Source organism: Streptomyces sp. NPDC002886, assembly GCF_042888445.1.
GTDB lineage: Bacteria > Actinomycetota > Actinomycetes > Streptomycetales > Streptomycetaceae > Streptomyces.
This window is the reverse complement of record NZ_JBIAPV010000001.1, coordinates 699,525-718,485: the sequence shown is the minus strand read 5'-3', so window position 1 is coordinate 718,485 and position 18,961 is coordinate 699,525. Positions and strand designations below refer to the sequence as shown.

Here is an 18,961-nt window from a genome sequence, read left to right as displayed (position 1 = left end):
CGCCAGCCCGCCGACCGGTTGGCCCTGGAGGCCGGGCGCAGCGTACTGGCGCTGGTCAGTAACCGGGACGTGCCCACGGGGGAGCTCTTGTTCGACCCCGAGCTGGTCATCCGGGCGACCACCGGACCGGCCCCCGCGGAGCCCGGGGCCTGATCCGGGGCCTGATCCGGGGTCTGATCCGGGGTCTGATCCGGGGCCCGGGGTCGGCGCCCCCGCCCCGGGCGGTTCCCGGGGTCCGTCCCGCGGACTCTCAGTGCCGTTCCTCGCCCGCGACGAGGAGTTCGCCCACTTCCTCCGCGAGCGCGGCGCGGGCGGGCGCGGGCAGACCGGCATCGGTGACGAACCAGTCGGCCTGGCGGAGCGCCGCGAAGCCGCTGAGCCCCACCACCCCCCACTTGCTGTGGTCCGCCACGACGGCGACCCGGCGTGCGGAGGCGACCAGGGCGCGGTTGGTCTGGGCCTCCATGAGATTGGGGGTGGTCAGGCCGGCGCCCTGCGCCACCCCGTGCGCGCCGAGGAAGAGCAGGTCCACGTGGAGGGAGCCGATCGCCAGGTCGGCGAGCGGCCCGACCAGGGCGGCCGAGGGCGTGGGCGAGCCGCCGGTGAGCAGCAGGGCGGGGGCGCCGGCGCCGCGCTCCCGGCCTTCGGCCCACACCAGTTCCGCCACCGGGAGGGAGTTGGTGACGATGGTGAGCCGTGGGATGCCGAGGAGCCGGGTTGCGACCGCGTGCGCGGTGGTGCCGCCCGAGACGGCGATCACGCTGCCCGGTTCCACCAGGGTCGCGGCCGTGTCCGCGATGGCGGCCTTGGCATCGCCCTCCAGGTCCGATTTGGCCTCGAACCCGGGCTCGTGCGCGCTCGCCCCGGCCGGGGCGACGGCTCCGCCGTGGACCTTCTCCACGAGCCCTTGCCGGGCCAGGGCGTCCAGGTCCCGGCGGACGGTCATGTCCGAGACGCCGAGCTGCCCGACCAGGTCCGCCACCCGTGCCGCGCCCTCGCGCCGGACCGAGTCCAGGATCAGCGCGCGTCGCTGGTGGGCCAGTTGGGCAGCCTGCTCGGCCACGGGTCGCTCCCGGGAATCGGCGAAACCGGTCAGAAGGCAGCAAGATAACACGGCAATGCTGTTTAAGTCTGGGGGAAACCTCGGCGTGGGCTGGTGGAAAATGTTCGAGAGTGTTTATTCTCGGTAGGTGAAGAAGACCCTCGCGAAACTCGCGGACGGCCGCGAACTGATCTACTTCGACACCGACCAAGGTGCCGTGCGCGACGCGCCCGACCTGCGCCCCCTCGATCCCGTGGACAGCAGGCCGGAACCGCGGCGGGACGAGGCCACCGGTGACTGGATCACCATCGCCTCCCACCGCCAGAACCGGACCTACCACCCGCCCGCCGGCGAATGCCCGCTCTGCCCCTCCCGGGACGGCCGGCTCAGCGAGATCCCCGCCGCCGACTACGAGGTCGCCGTCTTCGAGAACCGCTTCCCCTCCCTCGGGGGCGGGGCCGGGCGCTGCGAAGTCGTCTGCTTCACCCCCGACCACGACGCCGGCTTCGCCGACCTCACCCCGGCCGCGGCCCGGCTGGTCCTGGACGCCTGGACCGACCGCACCGCGGAACTCTCCGCCCTCCCCGGTGTCGAGCAGGTGTACTGCTTCGAGAACCGCGGGGCCGAGATCGGCGTGACCCTCGCCCACCCGCACGGCCAGATCTACGCCTTCCCCTTCGTCACGCCGCGCACCGCCAAGATGACGGCCGCCGCGCGGGCGCACCGCGCCGCCACCGGCCGCAACCTCTTCGAGGACCTCCTCTCCGGGGCCCGCGCCGCCACCGACAGGGTCGTGACGGCCGGGGAGCACTGGACCGCCTTCGTGCCCTACGCCGCCCGCTGGCCGTACGAGGTCCACCTGTACCCCCACCGCCGGGTCCCGGACCTGACCTGCCTCACCGAAGCCGAGCGGGCCGAGTTCCCCGGGATCTACCTCGACCTGCTCCGACGCTTCGACCGGCTGTTCCCCGTACCGGAGCCGGAGGCCGAGGCGGATGCGCGGCGGAGGGCCGCCCCCACCCCGTACATCTCCGCGTGGCACCAGGCGCCCCGCACCGGCGGCGGGGAACTCGCCCTGCATCTTGAGCTGTTCACCATCCGCAGAACCCCCGACAAGCTCAAGTTCCTCGCCGGGACGGAGTCCGGGACGGAAGCCTTCATCAACGACGTGGCCCCCGAGACGGCCGCGCGACGACTGCGGGAGGCCCTGGCGTGAACCGGACCGAACAGGCCGCGGGCACCTTCACGAAGCTCTTCGGCGGGTCCCCCGACGGAGTCTGGGCGGCTCCCGGCCGGGTCAACCTGATCGGTGAACACACCGACTACAACGACGGGTTCGCCCTCCCCATCGCCCTCCCGCAGACCACCCTGCTCGCCGCCCGCGCCCGTACGGACGGCCGGCTGCTGCTGCACAGCGCACAGGGCGACGGCCGGATCACCGAACTGGCCGTGGCCGATCTGGCACCCGGAGCCGTGCCGGGCTGGGCCGCGTACCCGGCCGGTGTGGTCTGGGCCCTCGCCGGGGCCGGACACCCGGTCGGCGGCGCGGACCTGCACTTCGACAGCACCGTGCCCACCGGTGCGGGGCTCTCCTCCTCCGCCGCGCTGGAGTGCGCGGTCGCCATCGCCTACGACGAGCTGTACGGACTGCGGCTGCCCCGGCCCGAACTGGCCCGGATCGCCCAGCGGGCGGAGAACGCCTTCGCCGGAGTGCCCTGCGGGATCATGGACCAGATGGCCTCCGTGTGCTGCACCACCGGGGCCGCCCTCCACCTCGACGCCCGCACCCCGGAGCGCCACCAACAGGTCCCCCTCGACCTCCCGGGACAGGGGCTCGGACTGCTCGTGATCGACACGAGGGTCTCCCACGACCTGGGAGACGGGGCGTACGCGGCCCTGCGCGCGGGCTGTGAACGGGCGGCCGGGCTGCTCGGCCTGCGCGCCCTGCGGGACCTGCCCGCCCGGGACCTCGTGGGGGCCCTGGAGGAACTCCCGGGAGAACTGGTCCCGTTGGTCCGTCACGTGGTGACCGAGAACGGCCGGGTCGGCGAGGCCGTGGCCCGCCTCCGGGAGGGCGACGCGGCCGCCCTGGGACCGATCCTGACGGCCGGTCACGCGTCGCTCCGCGACGACTACCGGGTCTCCTGCCCGGAGACCGACCTGGCGGTGACCGCCGCGCTGGGCGCCGGGGCCCTCGGCGCCCGGATGACGGGAGGCGGCTTCGGCGGCTCCGTCATTGCGCTGGTGGAGGCGGGGCGGGAGAACGGGGTGGGCGACAGCGTCACGGCGGCCTTCGGCGCGGCCGGCCACCGTTTCCCGCGGCTCCTCACCGTCACCCCGGCGGCTGGTGCCCGACGGCTGTGACCGGGGGCGGGGCCGGAGCCCCGCCCCCGGAAGCCCGCCCGGTCAGGCGGTGAAGGGGGCGCCGTCCAGGGTCCAGTGGCCGTCCAGGCCGATGCCCAGGGCCGCGTAGACGTGGGCGGCGACATCGGTGTGCCGGACCACCGGCGGGGTTACGCCGGCGGCCAGACCGGGCCCGCACGCGGCCACCCAGGCGGTGCGCTCCAGTTCGCTGCGGCCCCCGTGGCCCCCCTCGTCCCGGTGCCCGTGGTCGGTCACCACGATGACCGTCCACTGCTCCCCGGGGTGGCCCGGGCGGTCGCGCACGGCCTTGACCAGGCGGCCCAGGCGCTGGTCCGCCGTCTCGATCGAGCGGCGGTACTCCTCGCCGCAGCCCAGGAAATGGGCCGTCTCGTCGACGGCGCCGAGGTAGACGAAGGAGGCGTGGAGCTCCTCCCCGGAGCCCAGTACGTGCGCCGCTTCGGCGGTCACGGCCTCGTCGGCCTCCTCCCAGGCTTCCGGCGTGTCCGCGCGCGGGGCGATGTAGCTCAGCCGGCTGGGGGCGGTGAAGAGCGGCCCGCCCTGCTGGGCGAGGAACAAGGGGGCCCAGCCGCCGGCGGCGAAGGTCCGCCGCCCGCATTCGAGTGCCAGGCGGGTGGTGAAGTCGGGGAAGACGTCGAGCCGGTTGCCGTCGAGGCGGTTGCCCCACACCCCGTGCTTGGCGACGGTGACCCCGGTGGCGATGGTGGACCAGCACGGTCCGGACATCGTGGGCGTGGTCTCGTCGATCTCGACGGGGGCGAGGAAGCCCGCGTCCGCTATCTCGTCCAGGTGGGGGGTGTCCAGCTGCGGCAGCAGGTCGAGCCGAACGCCGTCGATGCCGACGACCAGAACGTGTCGAGTGTGCATAGTCCGGTCCAAGGTGTCTGTGAGTGGGTGCGGTTCTCCGCGTACGGGTGGCCCGTACGCGGGGCTCAGGGGGTGATGCGGCGCAGCCGGATCAGCCGGCTCGCGTAGTCCCCGGCGGGCAGCGAGAGTTCGATGCCGCGGTGGACCAGGACGGCGCCACTGTGTACTTGGTCCCGGTCCGGGTCCAGGTAGTGGGCGCCGGGGTCGAGTGCGGGCAGCTTGAGGGGTGCGGGCCGGTGCCCGAAGCGGGTCGTCGGCCGCCAGGCGAGCACGGCGTGCTCCCTGCCGTCCCCGGCCGCGTAGTGGACGGCCGTCACCCCGTCCCCGCCCTTGACGCGGTGCTGGATCCCGTACTGGACCAGGGGGCGGATGAGCTTGTACTGGGCCACGAGCGCGGCGGCTTCGTCGAGTTCCTCGGCGGACCAGCCCGTCAGGTCCCCGCCCAGGCCGAGCGCACCGGCCATGGCGACGTGGAAGCGGAAGCGCAGCGGAGTGCTCCGGCCGGTGGCCGGGTTGGGGCTGTCGGTGACCCACGCGGCCATGGTCCGGGCCGGAAAGAGCTGGCTGAAGCCGTCCTGGATCGCGATCCGGTCGACGGGGTCGGTGTTGTCGGAGGTCCACGCCTGGTCGGTGCGGGCCAGGATGCCGAGGTCGGCGCGCCCGCCCCCGCCCGCGCAGGCCTCGATGCGCAGGCCGGGGTGGTCGGCGCGCAGCCGGTCCATGACGCGGTAGACGGCCCGGGTGTGGTCGATCCAGAGCCGGTCGGGATCGGGGTTCCCCTCCCAGCCGGCCTCGGTGAAGGCGCGGTTGGCGTCCCACTTGAGCCAGTCCACCCGGTGGTCGCGGACGAGGCGGTCCAGGGTCCGGTGGGCCCAGGCCTCGACCTCGGGCCGGGCGAAGTTCAGTACCAGCTGATGGCGCAGCTCGGTCGCCTCCCGGGTGGGGGAGTGGAGGACCCAGTCCGGATGGGCGCGGTACAACTCGCTGTCCCGGTTGACCATTTCGGGTTCCACCCACAGACCAAAGGCCATGCCCAGGCGGTGGACCTCGTCGGCGAGGGGGCGCAGCCCCTCGGGGAAGGCGTCGGGGCGCGGGGTCCAGTCGCCCAGCCCGGCCCGGTCGTCGCGCCGTGCGCCGAACCAGCCGTCGTCCAGGACGAACAGCTCGGCGCCGAGCCCGGCGGCCAGCCGGGCCAGCTCGATCTGGCCGGCCTGGTCGACGTCGAAGCCCGTGGCTTCCCAGGAGTTGTAGAGGACGGGCCGCTCCCGTCCGGGATCCGGCAGCACGTGGTCCGCGACGTGGCCGTGCCAGGCCCGGCTGGCCGCGCCGAAGCCGCGCGGGGTGTAGAGCCCGGCGAACACGGGGGTGCGCAGGCCGGTCCCCGGCCGCAGGGTCCAGCGCAGTCCCTCGTGGCCGAACCCTCCCGTCCAGGTGGTGCGTCCCACCGCGTCGCGGTGCAGGGTGATGCGCCAACTGCCGCTCCAGGCGAGGGCGGTGCTCCACACCTCGCCGTGCTCCTCGGAAGCCGTGCCGTCGTCGAGGGCGAGCCAGGGACTGGCGTGGTGGCCGGTGAGCCCGCGGCGGCTGGTCAGGACGGTCTCGGCGACCGGGAGCCGGTCGCGGTGCAGCTGGAACTCGCTGTTCCAGCCGCCGGTGAGGTGGCTGAGCCGGTAGTCGGCGAGGGCCGGGGCCGTCCAGGAGGCGGAGTCCAGCCGGTCCACGGTGATCGGACCGGCTTCGACTTCGACCCCGGCTCCGGCTCTGGCTTCGACCCTGGCCCCGGCCTCGACCTCGGTACCGGCCTCGATCCCGGTCCCGGCTCCGGTGTGCGCGAGCTCCACCCACCGCTCGACGACGTCACTGCCCGGCCGGACGCGGTAACAGAGCTCCGCGCGCAGGGGGTAGCGGCGGTCGTTGAGGAACAGCCGCAACTCGCCGCCGTCGACCCGGTGTCCGGCGAACTCCCACTGGGCCCCGCTGGTTCCGTCGGCGAACCGGACCTGGAGGCCGGCCGGACCGAACCGCGCCCCGGTCTGCGGAGCCAGTTCGTCCGCCGCGGCCCCAGCCTCGAAGCTGCTCGCGGCGGGGGAGGCGGCCTCCGGCAGCAGGGCCAGGGCGGCCGTGTCGAGCGGCGCGCCCCAGTACAGGTGCCGCGGGCTGCCGTCCGGTCCGGTGCGCAGTGCGTACACGCTGTTCGGCGTGCGGAGCACGGCGAGACCGGAGCCGGAGTCGAAGGTGACGAGCGGGAGCGCGGCAGGCACGAAGGGGTCCCCTGAGGTCGAAAGCCCGTGTACAGGAAGAGAGTTGGCCAGAGGCTAGGTCGGACCCGGGGTCGAAATCAATACTGGACGAAGTTATTTATTTGCTCTACGTTGCACCCGTGTTTCGAAACCAACAGCTGCCCCTGGTCTCCGCACCGGCCGAAACGGCGGTCCTCGCCCTGCTCTTGGCCGAGGGTCCGCTCAGCCGGGTGGAGCTCGCGCGCCGGACCGGGCTCTCCTCGACGGCCATCACCAAGGCCGCGAGGCCGCTCATCGACGACGGGTACCTGTACGAACTCCCACCGGAGCGCACCGCTCCCGGGGCGGGCCGACCGGTCAACCCGCTGGCGGTCACCCCGGACCGGGAGTTCTTCGTCGGAGTGAAGATCAGTGACGACCGGCTGTTCGGCGTGGTGTGCGACCTGCGGGCCCGGGTCCGGGCCACGGCCGAACGAACCCTCGGCAGTCACGAACCCACTTCCATCGCAGGATCGTTGACCGACATGGTCGAGGAACTGCTGGACGCGGAGCCCGCGTTCCGTGACCGCACCCGGCATCTCGGCATCGCGGTCTCGGGGGACGTGGACCGCGGCGGCGGCCGGGTCCGCTTCTCCGGCCGCCTCGGCTGGCGCGACGTACCGCTCGCGGAGATCGTCGCCGGTACCACCGGTCTGACGGTCACCGTCGAGAACGACGTCAAGGCACTGACCATCTCCGAGCACTGGTTCGGGGAGGGGGTCGGCACCGGCTACTTCGCGCTGGTCACGATCGGCGCGGGGATCGGCTCCGCGCTCGTGGTCAACGGGCAACTGGTCACCGGCGCCTACGGTGTGGCCGGGGAACTGGGGCACGTCTGCGTGGACCCGGCCGGCCCGCGTTGCCGCTGCGGCGCGGTGGGCTGTGTCGAGGCCATCGCCTCGACCGGAGCGATCCTCGAAGCGGTCCGCCGCGGGACCGGCGTGGCCGACCTCGCCTTCGACCGCGCCGTGGAACTGGCCCGCGAGGGCGACCCCGTGGCACGCGAGGCCTTCGCCCGGGCGGGCCGCGCCATCGGTGTCGGCATCGCCACCCTGGTCAACCTCGTGGGCCCGGAACGCGTCGTGGTCAGCGGCGAGGGAGCGGGCACCTACGACCTGTTCGGACAGCACATCAAGGACGCCTACGCGGCGCACGCCTTCGGGGCCGCGGTCAAATGCCCCCTGTCCCTGCGCCCGCTGCCCTGGGAGGAGTGGGCGCGTGGAGCCGCCGCGGTGGCGGTCCAGGCACTGTTCCCACCGAGCACGGCCGCGGCGGCGCTTCCGTAACCGCACGAACCGAGCACCACTGGCACCCGACCCGGCCCACCCGGCCGGTGCCCCTCACTGCCGGCAAGCACTGATGGAGGGCACCGACCGCGCCGGACACACCCACATCCCGCCTACCCTCACGGAAGGATGCGACATGAGCGCGCACAGAACCGAGCTTAGCCGACGGCGTTTTCTCGGCGGATCACTGCTGATCGCCGCAGGAGCGGTGGTGACCACCGCCTGCTCCACCGCCCCGAACGCGGGTGCCTCCTCCGGGGCGAAGACCACCCTGAACGTCTGGTACCACGCGTACGGCGAGGCCGGCACGCAGCAGGCCGCGCTGCGCTACGCGACCGCCTTCACCAAGGCGCACCCGGACATAGCCGTGAAGGTCACCTGGGTCCCCGGCGACTACTCCGGCAAGCTCAACGCGACCCTGCTCACCGACGCGGCCCCCGACGTCTTCGAGATCGGCGACTTCAGCGAGAGCCTGGCCCGGCGCGGCCAGATCGCCGCCCTCGACGATCTCTACGGCAGCGAGCGGTCCGACTTCAACGACAACGCCGTCGCCGGCGTGGGCGTCGACGGCAAGCTCTACGGCGTCAAGATGATCGACGACGTCATGATGCTGTACTTCCGCAAGAGCGTGCTGGCCAAGGCCGGCATCACCCCGCCCACCACCTTCGACGAACTGGCCGCGGCGGCCAAGGCCCTCACCGTCAAATCCGGCAAGGGCCTGTTCCTCGGCAACGACGGCCTGGGCGACAGCCCGATCCTCGCCGTCCGCTCGAACGGCGGCGACCTGGTGACTGACGGCAAGGTGGCCTTCGGCTCCCCGCAGGCACTGGAGGCCTTGAACGGGCTCAAGCGCCTGCATGAGGACAAGTCTCTGCTCCTGGGGTTCACCACCGACTGGTGGGACCCGTCCGCCCTCACCCAGAACGTCGTCCCGATGCAGTGGTGCGGCCTGTGGGCGATGCCGGCCGTCAAGGCCGCCCTCGGCGAGGACTTCGGCGTCCTGCCGTGGCCCGCCTTCAAGGCCGGCGGCACCCCCGTCGTGCGCGTCGGCGGATGGACCAGCTGCGTCAACGCCAAGAGCGAGAACGGCGACGCCGCGAAGAAGTTCGTCCAGTGGCTGTGGATCCGGCAGGCTGACCTGCAGAAGGACTGGGCCGAGAGCTACGGGTTCCACGTGCCGCCCCGCAAGTCCGTGGCGGCCGGGGCCGCGAAGCTCACCGACGGAGCCGCCAAGGAGGCCGTGGAACTGGCCGCCAGGTACGGCAAGGCCAACCCGGGCACCTGGGACACCGCCGTCAGCTCCGCCTTCACGGGAGCCGCCGCGAAGATCGTCGGGGGGCAGGGGGTCCCTGCGGAGGTCTTGGCCGACGCGGTGAAGCAGGCCCAGAGCGCCATCGACAAGCAGCGCGGCTGATGCTCCCCGCACCGCAGACCACACGGCGGTCCGGGCGGCCGGGACCGCCCGGACCGTCCGGGCGGTCCACCGCGGGGGCGGCCCGCGCCGGGCGCCCGGGCGCGGGCGGCTCCGAAGCGGGCCGCTCCGGCCGGATCGCCTTCGCGCTGCTCACCGCTCCGATCCTGATCGGCCTCGGCGTCTTCAAGTACGTCGCCATCGGCTGGAGCTTCCTGCTCAGCCTGAGCGACGCGCGCGGCACCATCGCTCCCACCCGGTGGGTGGGACTGGACAACTACCGGGCCCTGCTCTCCGACGGGACCTTCCGCGGCTCCCTGACCCAGATCCTCTGGTTCACCGCCTTCATCGTGCCGGTCACCTTCGCCGCCTCCCTCGGGCTCGCCCTGCTGGTGCACCGGATCCGGCGGGGGCGTGCGGCACTGCGCACCGTCTTCCTCATCCCGGCTGCCGTGTCCTACGTGGCCGCCTCGCTCCTGTGGAAGATGTGCCTGTTCAACGGACTCCCGGGCGGCATCGCCAACACCCTCGGCGGCTGGTTCGGCATGGAACCGGTCCCCTGGCTGCAGACCACCACCCCGCCGCTGTACTGGATCGTCCTGGTCACCCTGCGCCTCTGGCTCCAGGTCGGCTTCTACATGGTGCTCTTCCTGGCCGGCCTCCAGAGCATCCCCAAGGAGCTCTACGAGGCCGCGGCACTGGACGGTGCGACCGGCCTGCGGCTGCTGCGCCGGATCACGCTGCCGATGCTGCGGGGCACCTCCGTCGCCGTGCTGATGCTCCTCTTCATCGCCGCCTTCCAGGCCTTCGACGAGTTCTACAACCTCTTCAACAGCGGGCTCTCCGGCACCGGCGGCGCCCCCGTCCAGACCCCGCTGGGCTATCTCTACAACACCGCGATGGGAAGCCAGGACTACGGAATGGGATCGGCCGGAGCCTTCGTACTCACCGCGCTCATCGTCGGAGTGACCCTGATCCAGGGGCGCTTCACCGGATTCGGCAGGAGCGAGGGGTGAGCCGCCCGTGAAGACCGCGGCGAGACTGTCCGCGGCGCTGGGCCTCGGCGCGCGAGGACTGCTGGTGGGCCTGCTGACGACGGCCTTCCTGACGCCCTTCTACCTGATGCTGCGGGGCTCCCTGATGGACGCCCGGGGCGTCACGTCGCCGCACTGGACCTGGTGGCCGTCGACGGCGCACTTCGAGAACTTCACCGCGCTCTTCGACGACCCGACCCTGTCCATGGGCCGGGCGCTCGGGAACTCCACCGTGATCGCCCTCATCACGGCCCCCGTCTCCACCCTCCTGGCCTCCGCCGCCGGCTACGCCTTCGCCCGGATCCCGGTGCGGGGACGCGGATTCCTCCTGGCCCTGGTGGTCGCCACCCTGATGATTCCCGGCTCGGTGACCTTCGTACCGACCTTCGTGGTGGTCGGCTCCCTCGGCGGGGTGAACACGCTGTGGGGCATCATCGCGCCCGGCCTGTTCAACCCCTTCGCCGTCCTCCTGTTCCGCAACTTCTACCTCCAGTTCCCGGCCGAGATCGAAGAGGCCGGACGACTGGACGGGCTCGGCTGGTTCGGCCTCTACCGCCGGATCGCCCTGCCCAACTCGGGCGCGATGCTCGCCTCGCTGGGCGCACTGGCCTTCATCGACAGCTGGAACTCCTTCCTGTGGCCCCTGGTCATCGGACAGGACCCGTCGGCCTGGACGGCGCAGATCGCCTTGTCGACGTTCCTCACCTCGCAGACCATCAACCTGCCCGGCCTGTTCGCCGGAGCCGTCGTGACGATCGTCCCCCTGGTCGTCATGTTCCTGGTCGCCCAGCGCTACATCGTGGCGGGCATCGCCACCAGCGGCCTCAAGGGCTAGACAGTCAGGGCACGGCTCAGCACGGAGCACCACCGCACAGAGCACCACCGCACAGAGCACCACGGCACGGCACGGCACATCCTCCCTCTCCGAAGGATCCAACGTGACAGGCACACCACTGCTCCGACGCGCGGCCTCGGCACTCGCCGTGCTGTCCGCGCTGCTCCTCGCCACCACCACCACCACCACCACCACCACGGCCGGTGCGACGGCCGCCGTCCCCGCCGCGGCCGGCGCCCCGGCCGCGCCCGAGGTCCTGACCGGCCCCGAGCTGGCCGCCTCGTGGACCGCGCCGCTCAGCACCCGGGGCCGCTGGATCGTCGACGCCGCGGGGAACCGCTTCAAGCTCAAGGCGGGCAACTGGGCCGGGGCTCAAGGAACATGGACCGGCAGCGGGGACATCAACGATCCCGCCAGCCACCACCAGGGCATATCCGCCCACAGCATGCCCCTCGGCCTGGACCGGACCCCCATGTCCGCCATCCTGGCCGACTTCCACGGACTGGGCCTCAACAGCATCCGGCTGCCGTTCTCCAACGCCCTGGTCCACGACACCGTCCCCGTCCCGGACGCCGCGGTCGCCGCCAACCCGCAGCTGAAGGGCAAGACCCCGCTGCAGGTCCTCGACGCGGTCGTCGCGGCGCTCACCGCCGACGGGTTCGCGGTCATCCTCAACAACCACACCACCACCGCCCGCTTCTGCTGCGGCCTCGACGGAAACGAGCGCTGGAACAGCAGCCAGAGCACCCAGCAGTGGCTGGACGACTGGGTGTTCATGGCGAACCGCTACAAGGCGGACAAGCGGGTGGTCGGCGCCGACCTGCGCAACGAAGTGCGCCGCGACACCTGGGACGACCCCAACTGGGGCTGGTACGACGACCACGACGCCTACGCGGCCTACGAAGAGGCCGGGAACCGGATCCTGCGTACCGCCCCCGACCTGCTGGTCGTCATGGAGGGCATCAACTGGTACGGCATCCCGCTCGCGGGACTCCCGCACGGAAGGCCGCAGTTGACGCCGGTGGCCAACCTCTCCCACACGCTGATCACATCGGGCAAGCTCGTCTATTCCGCGCACTTCTACGCCTACACCGGTCCCGCCAACACCGGCGCCGGCAGCGGACCCGGCTCCACCAACGACCCCCGCTACCAGGACTTCACCCCCCAGCAGCTCGCCCAGGTGGTCGACTCCGAGGCACTGTTCGTCACCCGGGCCGGCCAGCACTTCACCGCCCCGGTGTGGATCAGCGAGTTCGGGGCCGGCGGCCGCGGCTCCGACAACGCCAAGGAAAAGGCCTGGCTGCACCACTTCACCGACATCCTCGTGGCCAACGACACGGACTTCGCGATCTGGCCCCTCGTCGGCTGGACCGACGCGGCCGGAGCCCCGATGGACAACTGGGCCCTGCTCTCCTACGGGGCGACCGGTGCCCGCCAGGGCATCGAGGACGGCGGCGACTGGCGCGCCGACGACTGGAACAAGCTGGTCGGGACCGCCGGCCGCACCGGCCAGGTACCGCAGGTCAGCCACTGGAACATGCTCGACCTCGACCACGCCGACTACAACGTCTCCGCCGTCATGTCCGCCAAGGCGGACTGGTCCCCGGGCAACCGGAAGGGCAACTGCCCGGACACCGAGCGGCTGACGGGCCTGGCCCGTAGCTCCGGCCGGGGCCTGTGCACCGACGCGGGCGGACCCGCCAAGGCGGGCGGCACCTGGACCACGGTCACGGACGAACGATTCGTCACCGGGGGTGACTGGGCGAGCGGCTACAACAAGCTGCAGTGCCCCGCGAACTCCTTCGCGGTCGGCTACAGCGTCCGCAGCAACGCCATGTCGGCCCTGCTCTGCGCCCCGGCCGCCGCCACCCTGCCCGTCACGAACCGACTGCTCTGGTTCGACAAGGGTGACAGCCGCCCCGCCACCGGAGGCTCGAACGCCAGCGACTGGGCGCCCGGCAACTACAAGGGCCAGTGCAACGACACCGAGTACATCGCCGGCGTCGCCTACACCTGGAAGTGGAACCACGGCGGCGTGCCCGACGCCCTGCTGTGCCGCCCGCTGAGCTGACCCCCTTCCCCCTCCACTCCTCCCCTAGGAGCGCACGGCATGCCCCGACTGGAGATCGCCGCAGACGGCTTCCGTCTCGACGACCGGCCGTTCCGCATCGTCTCCGGTGCACTGCACTACTTCCGCGTCCACCCGGAGCAATGGGCCGACCGGCTCCACAAGGCCCGGCTGCTGGGGCTCAACACGGTCGAGACCTACGTCCCGTGGAACCTCCACGTCCCGCGGCGCGGGGAGTTCCACCTCGACGGAGGCCTCGACCTGCCCCGGTTCCTCGACCTCGCCGCCGCCGAGGGCCTGTACGTCCTGCTGCGCCCGGGTCCGTACATCTGCGCGGAATGGGAGGGCGGCGGCCTGCCCCCGTGGCTCCTCGCCGAGGAGGGCATTACGCTGCGCGGCCGCGACCCGCGCTTCCTGCGGGCCGTGGACGAGTACCTCGGCGCGCTCCTGCCACCCCTGCTGTCCCGGCTGGGCGGCGGGGGCGGCCCGGTGCTCGCCGTCCAGCTCGAGAACGAGTACGGGGCCTACGGGCAGGACACCGGGTACCTCGCCGAACTGGCCGGGCTGCTGCGCCGGCACGGTGTGGACGTGCCCCTGTTCACCTGCGACCAGCCCGCGGACCTCGCCCGCGGCAGCCTGGAAGGAGTGCTGAGCACCGTCAACTTCGGCAGCAAGGTGGAGGCCGGGCTCGCGCGGCTGCGCGCCCACCGGCCCGAAGGGCCGCTGATGTGCTCGGAGTTCTGGATCGGCTGGTTCGACCACTGGGGCGGGCCCCATGCGGTGCGCGGCGCCGAGGACGCCGCGGCCGATCTGGACCGGCTGCTCGCGGCCGGAGCCTCCGTGAACATCTACATGTTCCACGGCGGAACGAACTTCGGCTTCACCAACGGCGCGAACGACAAGGGAACGTACCGGCCCACGGTCACCTCGTACGACTACGACGCGCTCCTGGACGAGGCCGGCGATCCCACGGCCAAGTACACCGCCTTCCGGGAGGTTCTCGCGAAGCACGGCCCCGTCCCCGACGCCCCGGTGCCCGCACCCGGCCCGAAGCTCGCGCACGGTCCCGTCGAACTCACCGACTCGGCACCCCTGTTGGAGTACGCCGATCTCCTCGGCCCACCGGTGGAGGGCGACCGGCCGCTCACGATGGAGGAGCTCGGGCAGGGCCGCGGTTTCGTCCTGTACGAGACCCCGCTGACGGCCGGCGGCCCGGCCGTCCTGTACGCGGAGGACGTCCGCGATCGCGCGCAGGTCTTCGTGGACGGACAGCCCGTCGGCGTACTCGAACGCGAGGGCCACGAGCACGCCCTCGCCTTCACCGTCCCCCGCCCGGGCGCCCGGCTGTCCGTACTTGTCGAGAACCAGGGGAGGGTCAACTACGGGCCGGGCATCCACGACCGCAAGGGACTTCTCGGCGAGGTCCTCGTCAACGGCCGCCCCCCGGAACGCTGGACCAGCCGGCCCCTGCCCCTGGAGGACCCCGCACACCTCGCGGGGCTGCCCTTCCGCGCCTTCGACGCGGCCGCGCCCCCGGTGGGCCCCGCCTTTCACCGCGGGTACGCCGACGTGGAAGAGCCCGCCGACAGCTTCCTCGCCCTGCCCGGCTGGACCAAGGGCTGCGTCTGGATCAACGGATTCGCCCTGGGCCGGTACTGGTCGCGCGGCGCCCAGGTCACCCTGTACGTCCCCGCCCCGGTGCTCCGGGCGGGCCGCAACGAGATCACCGTCCTGGAACTGCACGCCTCGGCCACCCGCACCGTAGAGCTGCGCGACCGTCCCGACCTGGGCGGGTCCGAGGACTGACCCGCCCAGGTGCGTCCTGCCGAGCGGCTACCAGAGGACCGGGAGCCGCTCGGGGATGCGCTTCATGAAGCGGGTGCGCCAGACGAGCTGGTCGACCGGCACGGCGAGCTGGAGGCGGGGCATCTTCTCCAGGAGCACCTCGATGGCGATCTCGGCGTGCCGCTTGCCGAGGGCGGTGGCGGGGCAGTAGTGCTGTCCGCCACCGAAGGAGAGGTGGGTGCCCGCGTTCTCCCGGTCGATGTCGACGACGTGGGGGTCGCTGTAGACGGCCGCGTCGGTGTTGGCGCCCTCGACCAGAACGAGGAGGAGCTCCCCCTTCTTCACCTCGACGTCCCCGAGGGTGACGTCCTCGAGGGCGAGACGGGGCAGGCCGTCGGCGATCGAGAGGTTGACCCGCAGGAGTTCGTCCACGGCGGCCGGGATCTTCTCCGGAGCCTTCCGCAACTGCTCCCACACGTCCGGGTTCTGGAGGAGGGAGAAGATGGCCATCGTCAGGAAGCCCATGGTGGAGATGACCCCGGCGCCGAAGAAGGTCACCCCGACCGTGGCGAGCATCTCGTCCGTGAGGTGGGCGTACTGGGGGTCCTCACGCAGGGCCGCCAGCTCCGCGACGAGCCCCGTGGTGGCGGGATCGTCGAGGCGCTCGACCATATAGGCCATGTCCCGGTCCCAGTTGAGCTTGGCACCGGTGACGGGGCAGGCCGAGTTCATGAACGCGATGTCGAGGCTGGACGCCAGGCGCGGGGCGTCGGCCTGCGGTATGCCGAGGATGCGGCAGTGCAGGTTCTCGGCGTACGGGTTGGTGAACTGGCTGCGCAGGTCGACCGGCGCCCCGTGGGCGAGGAGGGCGTCGACGAGGGTGGCGGCCTCGGCGCGCATCCAGTCGGTGAGGCCGTCGGTCTTCGGGTTGATCGCCTTGAGGACGGCCTTGCGCAGACCGGCCCCGGTGATGTTGCCCATGTTGTTGACGACCTCGGGCGGGATCGTCAGCGCGTACTGGCGGGGCACCCCGGGGGCCGAGGTGTCCTTCAGGCTGAATCGGGGATCTTCCAGGACCTGCTTGCACAGCTCGTAGGAGGAGACGAGCCAGGCTTCGTCACCGGCGATCGTGCGGACCCGCTTGACCGGCTCGGAGCGCAACTCCTCGACCTCGGGGGGCAGCTGGTCGCCGCGCGCGGAGAACGGGAAGTCGAGAAGGGTCTCAGTGGACATCGGGTGCTCCTTCGGCGGGGGTGATGACGGCGTGTCCCTGGTTGCGCGAGGCGCGCAGGCCGGAGCCGCGTGAGTAGAGCAGTTCCGCCATGGGCAGGAGCTGGTGGTAGCAGTTGAGGGAGGACGGCACCCCGAGGATGGCGGGGGTGTCCAGGAAGAGCGGCGCCTCGGCGCAGACGTACTCCAGGCAGACTTCGCGCTGCCGGGTGGTGGCGGTCTTGCCGCCCAGCACCTTGGAGGAGAGGAACGAATCGACCAGGGAATTGCAGGTCCTGCGGAATTCCGGGTCGGTGTCCAGCAAGTTGTACAGGTGAGCGTGGAGCGCGCGGTACGCGGGAATGTCCGTGAGGGCGGACATGGGCCGCGCACGCAGACGCTCGCCGCTTGGGTCGGCTTCCGCCGCGGCGTTGTTGACCTTGGCGCGGACGCCCCGCAGGTTCTTGACCGCCTTGCGCCGGGCTTCGTCGGCGTCGTAGCCGAGTGCCTCGTACATCTCGGCCACGTGCAGGTCGGTGTAGATGAGATCGACCTGCGCGAAATGACGCATGCCCCACTGGGCGAGGTCGAGGACGCGCTGGGCGGAGAAGTAGCTGTTTCCGGGTGAGATGCCGATCACTGCGTGATCCCCTTCGGCATGGATCACCTGGCAGTGCGGGGTAAACGGCCGGACTGTGAAGACTTCGGTCAATGTCGTCAACAGATGTCGGGTCCTTCGCGCCGCAAGTCCCATCGGGCCCTGTGCCCTGGTGTGGCGGCGACGTGACGGAAAGGTACCGGAACGTCGCGCACCGTCCTACTCCTTCCGGCCGGTAACTCACCTGCTGGACAGCACGGTTGCCCGGGGCTACGAGCAGGTGGCGGGCCTGCGGCCCCTGGAAGAGGGCGCGTCGCCCCGGGTTCGCGGCGCCTTTGGGAGGTCACCTGCCGCACGGAGGTGACCCCCGAGGGTGACCGGTTACCGCCCTTCGGGATGGTGCAGGCGCCGCCAGTGGCCCGCGAGGTCGCCGACGGCGCTGGTGACGGAGTCGAGCGCCATCGTCGTGCGGGAGTCCTGGTCGTAGCGGCCCCATCGGGGCATGGCGCCGTGGTTGGGATCGCCCGTGCGGATGAAGGAGATCCAGGCCGCGTGCATCGTCGAGGCGAGACCGTCGCGGACCCTGGGGTTCAGCCCCGACAGGAACGGCGCCTGTGACCACTTGTCGAAGTTGTCGAAGACGAAGGGCAGTTCCAGGCAGTGCGCGGCCGCGAGCCGGCCGCCGTGCGCGGGCGTCGGCAGGTTGAACTGGTACGCCCAGACGGGACGTCCGCGGGCCGCCCGCCGTTCGGCCAGCTCGACGGCGGGCATCCGGAACAGGTCGTCGGTGATCAGATCCATCAGCACGTCCACGGGGCGGGCGCCCGGCCGGGCCTCCTCGTAGGCGGTGTAGCCCTGTTCCGCGCGGTTCCCGAAGGTGTCCCGCGCCCTGGAGACCACCTGCTCCCTGGTCGCGGCGGCGTACGGCTCGCTCAGCCCGAAGGCGAAGTTGGCCTCCTCCCTGGTCCAGCCGATCAGGACGTCGATGTCCGCCCCGGCTCCGCCGAGCAGCAGCTCGGCGGGGTCGCGGTCCAGTGTTACCCCGTCGAGCACCGGCAGGAACGGGGTCGACCAGTAGCCCCACCGTCCGGTGCGCCCGAACATCTCGAAGGTGGCGGCGATCAGGCGCTGCCAGGGCACGGCCCGCAGTTCCGTCACGTTCGCGGCCCCCAGGATGTCCAGGAAGGCGGCGGTGCGCTCCAGGGATTCGGCCCGTGTGGGGATCTTCAGTCCGAGCGGGGGGCTCTGCAGGATGGCGCGCCGGAACGGCGGGCGGCCCGGCCGCCCGGCGGCGCGGGCGCCGGCCAGCGCCGCGACCGACAGCGCGCCGCCGGACTGGCCGGCGAGGGTGATGTCGTCGGGGTCGCCGCCGAACGAGGCGATGTTCTGCCGTACCCAGCGCAGGGCGGCGAGCTGGTCGGTGAGCCAGAAGTTGCCGCCGGCGCCGTCCTCGCCGAAGTAGAGGTAACCAAGCGGTCCCAGGCGGTAGTTGACGGTCACGACGACGAGGTCGCCGTCGCGCGCGAAGGTCTCGCCGGAGTAGTTCGGCATCGAGCCGGATCCGGAGATGAAGCCGCCGCCGTGGATCCACACCAGGACGGGCCGTTTGGCGTCGTCGGTTCCGGGAGTCCAGACGTTGAGCGTGAGGCAGTCCTCGTCGAAGGGCGGTGAGCCGTGGGTGCCGAGCACCTGGTCGCCGCCCTCCCGGTAGGGCTGCGGGGCGCTCGGGCCGAAGGCGGTCGCGTCGCGCGTGCCCTGCCAGCCGGGGTGGGGCCGGGCCGCCCGCCAGCGGAGTGCGCCGACCGGCGGCGCCGCGTAGGGCACGCCCTTGAACACGGCGAGCCCCCCTTCGGCGCTCCCGAGCAGCCGGCCCGAGGGCAGGACCACGACGGGTGGGGACGGGGTCGTGCGCGGGGCGGCCTGGGCCGCGTGCCCGCCCACTGTCCCGGAGAGCAGTGCGGCGCCCGTCAACGCCCCGCCGTTCTTGAGGACTTTGCGCCGTGAAGGATCGTCGGTCATGGTGCTTCACTCCCTGACTGATCGTGTGCCCGTCGCCGGAATTGCTATAGCGGCAATTTGACGAGGGCCAGTATTGCTCTATGTCTGGGGCGCGGGTCAAGAGGTGACGGACGGGTGCCGTCGCATATCTTGCGCAGTCTTGACGC

General features: G+C 72.0%; 14 protein-coding genes. 8 read left to right on the top strand and 6 right to left on the bottom strand.

The window, feature by feature from the left end:
• Window positions 1-250: 250 nt before the first annotated feature.
• Complete coding sequence (locus tag ACFYYB_RS03215) at window positions 251-1,063, bottom strand: DeoR/GlpR family DNA-binding transcription regulator (protein WP_389432928.1); 813 nt, start codon at window positions 1,061-1,063, stop codon at window positions 251-253.
• A 127-nt stretch (window positions 1,064-1,190) separates the two neighbouring features.
• Between ACFYYB_RS03215 and galT the strand changes: the two genes are divergently transcribed.
• On the top strand, window positions 1,191-2,258 hold the full coding sequence (gene galT, locus ACFYYB_RS03210; RefSeq protein ID WP_389432927.1) for a galactose-1-phosphate uridylyltransferase: 1,068 nt from the start codon (window positions 1,191-1,193) through the stop codon (window positions 2,256-2,258).
• Entirely contained in the window at window positions 2,255-3,406 is a 1,152-nt protein-coding gene (gene galK / locus ACFYYB_RS03205) for a galactokinase (protein WP_389432926.1), read from the top strand. Before galT ends, galK begins: the two co-directional genes overlap by 4 nt.
• A 42-nt stretch (window positions 3,407-3,448) precedes the next feature.
• Here the strand turns inward: galK and ACFYYB_RS03200 are convergent, their stop codons facing one another.
• Both ACFYYB_RS03200 and ACFYYB_RS03195 read right to left on the bottom strand, forming a co-directional pair.
• Entirely contained in the window at window positions 3,449-4,291 is an 843-nt protein-coding gene (locus ACFYYB_RS03200) for an alkaline phosphatase family protein (protein ID WP_389432925.1), read from the bottom strand.
• Window positions 4,292-4,356: 65 nt separating this feature from the next.
• Window positions 4,357-6,552 carry an alpha-galactosidase gene (locus ACFYYB_RS03195; protein WP_389432924.1) on the bottom strand — a complete coding sequence of 732 codons (2,196 nt, stop codon included), beginning with the start codon at window positions 6,550-6,552 and terminating at the stop codon, window positions 4,357-4,359.
• Between the two features lie 119 nt (window positions 6,553-6,671).
• On the opposite strand from ACFYYB_RS03195, the gene ACFYYB_RS03190 reads away from it, so the two are divergent.
• The 6 genes from ACFYYB_RS03190 (at window position 6,672) to ACFYYB_RS03165 (ending at window position 15,010) form a co-directional block, all read left to right on the top strand.
• Window positions 6,672-7,856 carry an ROK family protein gene (locus tag ACFYYB_RS03190; protein ID WP_389432923.1) on the top strand — a complete coding sequence of 395 codons (1,185 nt, stop codon included), beginning with the start codon at window positions 6,672-6,674 and terminating at the stop codon, window positions 7,854-7,856.
• 136 nt (window positions 7,857-7,992) lie between these two features.
• Window positions 7,993-9,270, top strand: a complete 1,278-nt coding sequence (locus ACFYYB_RS03185; protein WP_389432922.1) for an ABC transporter substrate-binding protein — start codon at window positions 7,993-7,995, stop codon at window positions 9,268-9,270.
• Complete coding sequence (locus ACFYYB_RS03180; RefSeq protein WP_389432921.1) at window positions 9,270-10,283, top strand: carbohydrate ABC transporter permease; 1,014 nt, start codon at window positions 9,270-9,272, stop codon at window positions 10,281-10,283. The genes ACFYYB_RS03185 and ACFYYB_RS03180 overlap by 1 nt, the downstream gene beginning before the upstream one ends.
• A gap of 7 nt (window positions 10,284-10,290) precedes the next feature.
• Complete coding sequence (locus ACFYYB_RS03175) at window positions 10,291-11,136, top strand: carbohydrate ABC transporter permease (protein WP_389432920.1); 846 nt, start codon at window positions 10,291-10,293, stop codon at window positions 11,134-11,136.
• A gap of 103 nt (window positions 11,137-11,239) precedes the next feature.
• Window positions 11,240-13,207, top strand: coding sequence for a glycoside hydrolase family 5 protein (locus ACFYYB_RS03170; protein ID WP_389432919.1), 1,968 nt, complete (start codon window positions 11,240-11,242; stop codon window positions 13,205-13,207).
• 39 nt (window positions 13,208-13,246) lie between these two features.
• Complete coding sequence (locus ACFYYB_RS03165) at window positions 13,247-15,010, top strand: beta-galactosidase family protein (protein WP_389432918.1); 1,764 nt, start codon at window positions 13,247-13,249, stop codon at window positions 15,008-15,010.
• 27 nt (window positions 15,011-15,037) lie between these two features.
• On the opposite strand, the gene ACFYYB_RS03160 is transcribed toward ACFYYB_RS03165, so the two are convergent.
• The 3 genes from ACFYYB_RS03160 to ACFYYB_RS03150 form a co-directional block, all read right to left on the bottom strand.
• Window positions 15,038-16,222 carry a cytochrome P450 gene (locus ACFYYB_RS03160; RefSeq protein ID WP_389432917.1) on the bottom strand — a complete coding sequence of 395 codons (1,185 nt, stop codon included), beginning with the start codon at window positions 16,220-16,222 and terminating at the stop codon, window positions 15,038-15,040.
• The gene (locus ACFYYB_RS03155; protein WP_389432916.1) at window positions 16,212-16,952 is read right to left on the bottom strand and encodes a tRNA-dependent cyclodipeptide synthase; all 741 of its coding nucleotides are present in this window, start codon (window positions 16,950-16,952) and stop codon (window positions 16,212-16,214) included. Before ACFYYB_RS03155 ends, ACFYYB_RS03160 begins: the two co-directional genes overlap by 11 nt.
• 225 nt (window positions 16,953-17,177) lie before the next feature.
• On the bottom strand, window positions 17,178-18,815 hold the full coding sequence (locus tag ACFYYB_RS03150; RefSeq protein WP_389432915.1) for a carboxylesterase/lipase family protein: 1,638 nt from the start codon (window positions 18,813-18,815) through the stop codon (window positions 17,178-17,180).
• Window positions 18,816-18,961: the final 146 nt, after the last annotated feature.